4 protein-coding genes are annotated in these 2,990 nt (G+C 63.2%); 2 read left to right on the top strand and 2 right to left on the bottom strand.

Annotated features, from left to right (window positions below; genetic code table 11):
• On the bottom strand, window positions 1-889 hold an 889-nt coding region (gene selD / locus AC1DSN_RS20700; protein ID WP_477332584.1), incomplete at its 3' end, for a selenide, water dikinase SelD.
• Between the two features lie 81 nt (window positions 890-970).
• Between selD and AC1DSN_RS20695 the strand changes: the two genes are divergently transcribed.
• A complete protein-coding gene (locus AC1DSN_RS20695; protein WP_477296526.1) occupies window positions 971-2,029 on the top strand; it encodes a permease in 1,059 nt (352 codons plus the stop codon).
• Window positions 2,030-2,035: 6 nt separating this feature from the next.
• Here AC1DSN_RS20695 and AC1DSN_RS20690 read toward each other — a convergent pair whose 3' ends face one another.
• The gene (locus AC1DSN_RS20690) at window positions 2,036-2,419 is read right to left on the bottom strand and encodes a nuclear transport factor 2 family protein (RefSeq protein WP_213947581.1); all 384 of its coding nucleotides are present in this window, start codon (window positions 2,417-2,419) and stop codon (window positions 2,036-2,038) included.
• A 150-nt stretch (window positions 2,420-2,569) separates the two neighbouring features.
• Between AC1DSN_RS20690 and AC1DSN_RS20685 the strand changes: the two genes are divergently transcribed.
• On the top strand, window positions 2,570-2,990 hold a 421-nt coding region (locus tag AC1DSN_RS20685), incomplete at its 3' end, for an alpha/beta fold hydrolase (protein ID WP_477332582.1).

Raw genomic sequence — 2,990 nt, 5'->3', positions numbered from 1 at the left:
GAAGATCGCGGCGCCATGAAGGCAGGTCGCTGGCCAGGTCGACGCCCTCGCCGTAGCTGTCCCAGTTTCGCTTCGACGCGCCGGTGATGAAGCCCGCTTCGGCCAGCTCCCTTGCCTGCGTAAAGAAGGGAACACGCGCCTCATCGAGAGCGATGCGCACGCCGCTGCCGCGCGCCATTTCCATGGCGTGGCCGAGCAACCCGAAGCCGGTGACATCCGTGATCGCATGCACGTCCTCATCCTTGCCCAGCTCATGCCCGATGCGGTTGAGCAGCGTGGTCGAGGCAATCATCTCGTCATAGGCGTCCTGCGGAAGCGACTGCTTCTTGAACGCGGCAGAGTAGATCCCCACCCCGATTGCCTTGGTCAGGATGAGTACGTCACCCGGTTTCGCGCCCGTGTTGCGGCGTACGTTGGACGGGGTGCACAAGCCAATCGCTGCGAGCCCGTAGATCGGCTCGGCCGAATCGATCGAATGGCCACCCGCGATCGGAATACCTGCCTCGGCGCAGACCGCTTCGCCACCGGCAAGGATGGCGCGCACGGTCTCGATGTCGACCTTGCCCAATGGCATGCCGAGAATGGCGAGCGCCATGATCGGCTTGCCGCCCATCGCATAGACGTCGGAGAGCGCATTGGCGCCGGCGATCCGGCCGAAATCGTGGGGATCGTCGACCACCGGCATGAAGAAGTCCGTCGTGGCGATCACGCAGGTATGGTCGTCCACCTGCCACACCGCCGCGTCGTCACTGGATTCGGTACCCACGAGCAACTGGGCGAACGGCATTGTCGCCGGCTTGTCGGCGAGTAATTGCCGGAGCACCGACGGTGAGAGCTTGCAGCCACAACCGCCGCCATGGGCAAGTTCAGTCAAACGGGTACAAGTCATGGAAAGCTCCACCAAAGTTGCGCTGGCGCGACGGAGGGGTCATGCGGCAGGATAACCATAGACGATTTTCGGGGGGATGCCATGTCCGTCGCTCTGCGTAGCGCCCGTACCGTGCGCTGGTCCGTCTTCCTGTTGCTGGCTGTCGTCGGCCTCTTCTACGTGAAGTGGTTTCCGTACTACGGCCGCGCCTTCGACGCCGCAGCGAACCATTCCATCGGCAAGTCCATCCTGATGGGCGACGCATCCAGCGCGCCCGACCCGTCTTTGAGTGCAGCCCTCGGCTATGCCGTTGCTTACGGGAAAGCCATCTGGAAGGCCATGGTGCTCGGCCTGCTGCTCGGTTCCGGCATCCAGGCCCTGATCCCGTCGAATTGGGTTCAACGTGCCCTGGGCAAGCCAGGCTTTGCCGGTACGGTAGCCGGTGGCCTCATGGGCATACCGGGCATGATGTGTACGTGTTGCGCCGCACCCGTGGTCGTGGGGCTCCGCAGGCAGCGGGCCGCCACAGGGCCGTCGGTCGCGTTCTGGCTGTCGAACACCATGCTCAATCCGGCGACACTGGTGTTCACCGGCTTCGTCCTCGGCTGGAACTGGACGCTGCTTCGCGTACTACTTAGCGTTCCGATGGTCTTCGGGCTGGGTTACCTCGCGAACCGGTTCATGATCAGGGACACGACGGCTCCGCTCGAGGCCTTGCCGACCGAAACCGAACACGAAGCCTCATCGCTGGCCGATGTGGGCCGCCGATGGGTCACGGTGTTCGCCCGCATGACGCTGCGATTGATCCCCGAATACATCGTGATCGTGCTGCTGCTCGGCGCCGCGCGCGCCTGGATGTTCCCGCACATCGGCCCGGAGATCGGCGAACAATGGTTCTGGATCGTCGCGCTGGCCGTGGCGGGCATGTTGTTCGTCATTCCCACCGCAGGTGAAGTACCCATCGTGCAGGCGATGCTCGTCCTCGGCATGGGGGCCGGACCTGCCGCGGCTTTGCTGATCACCCTGCCGCCGGTCAGTTTGCCCTCGATGGCGATGCTTGGCCGTTCCCTGCCCTGGCGCCTGCTCGTGTCGCTTGCGGCGGCGGTGGTGGGCTTTGGTGTGCTGGCCGGGCTGATAGCCTCGGGTCTCCAGATGCATTGATCTGCATTACGTCCGTACTTCGACCCATTGGCTGCGCCAGGCGGGCGCGTCGAACGGATCCGCGAAATACTGCGTCTCGTGCGCTACCTTGCCGTCGCGAAACTCCATGATGCTCACCGTGAAGGCGCGCTTGCCCTGGTAGGTGATGATGTACTCGGTCACCCACAGATGGTCCTGCCCGACGATACGCCGCACCTTGAACCCGGAGGGCTTACCGGGGTGATGGCTGCGAAGCGCCTGTAGGTTATGCCGCCCGTGAATCACCTCGCCTGACTGCGGATACTCGCAAACCGCATCATCATGGTAAATCTCGTGTTCGGCGAATTGATCGCCGCTGGCGGATGCCGCCCAGTGCTGGTCGATGGCCGATCGGATGCTCTGCTCGTTCATCCCGCACCTCCCGTGAATAGGCCTGGCTGCTTGTTCGCACGCTAGCACCTTCGCCCACAGCCGGACATCAACCGAAAGTATGTCCGGGTGGCACGCTACCGAGTCGCCTGCGGAGCGATACTGCAGAGGTCTGTCGAAGAGGTCCCCCGAATGAACACCCTCGCTTTCTTTGCCGCCGGCATGATCATGACCGCCACGTCGAGCGCAGCCACGCTACCGTCCAGTCATGCGACGACCACCTACCATCGCGTTACCGTCGACGGCGTCGGCGTGTTCTATCGCGAGGCCGGACCCAGGGATGCGCCGACGCTGGTGCTGTTGCATGGCTTCCCGTCGTCGTCTCGCCAGTTCGACAGCCTTATTCCGTTACTTGCCACGCGCTACCACCTGATCGCGCCGGACTATCCCGGTTTCGGTCAGAGCGACGCACCGGATCCGTCGACGTACGCCTATACGTTCGATCATCTCGCCGAGACGACGAATGGACTTCTCGAACAACTCGGCCTGAAAAAATACTCGCTGTACCTGCATGATTACGGCGGTCCCGTCGGTTTTCGGATCATGGTGAAGC

It is taken from the genome of Luteibacter sp. P4_D7_3 (assembly GCF_056401735.1).
The sequence above is the reverse complement of the archived record's forward strand: the minus strand, read 5'-3'. Positions and strand labels throughout refer to the sequence as shown.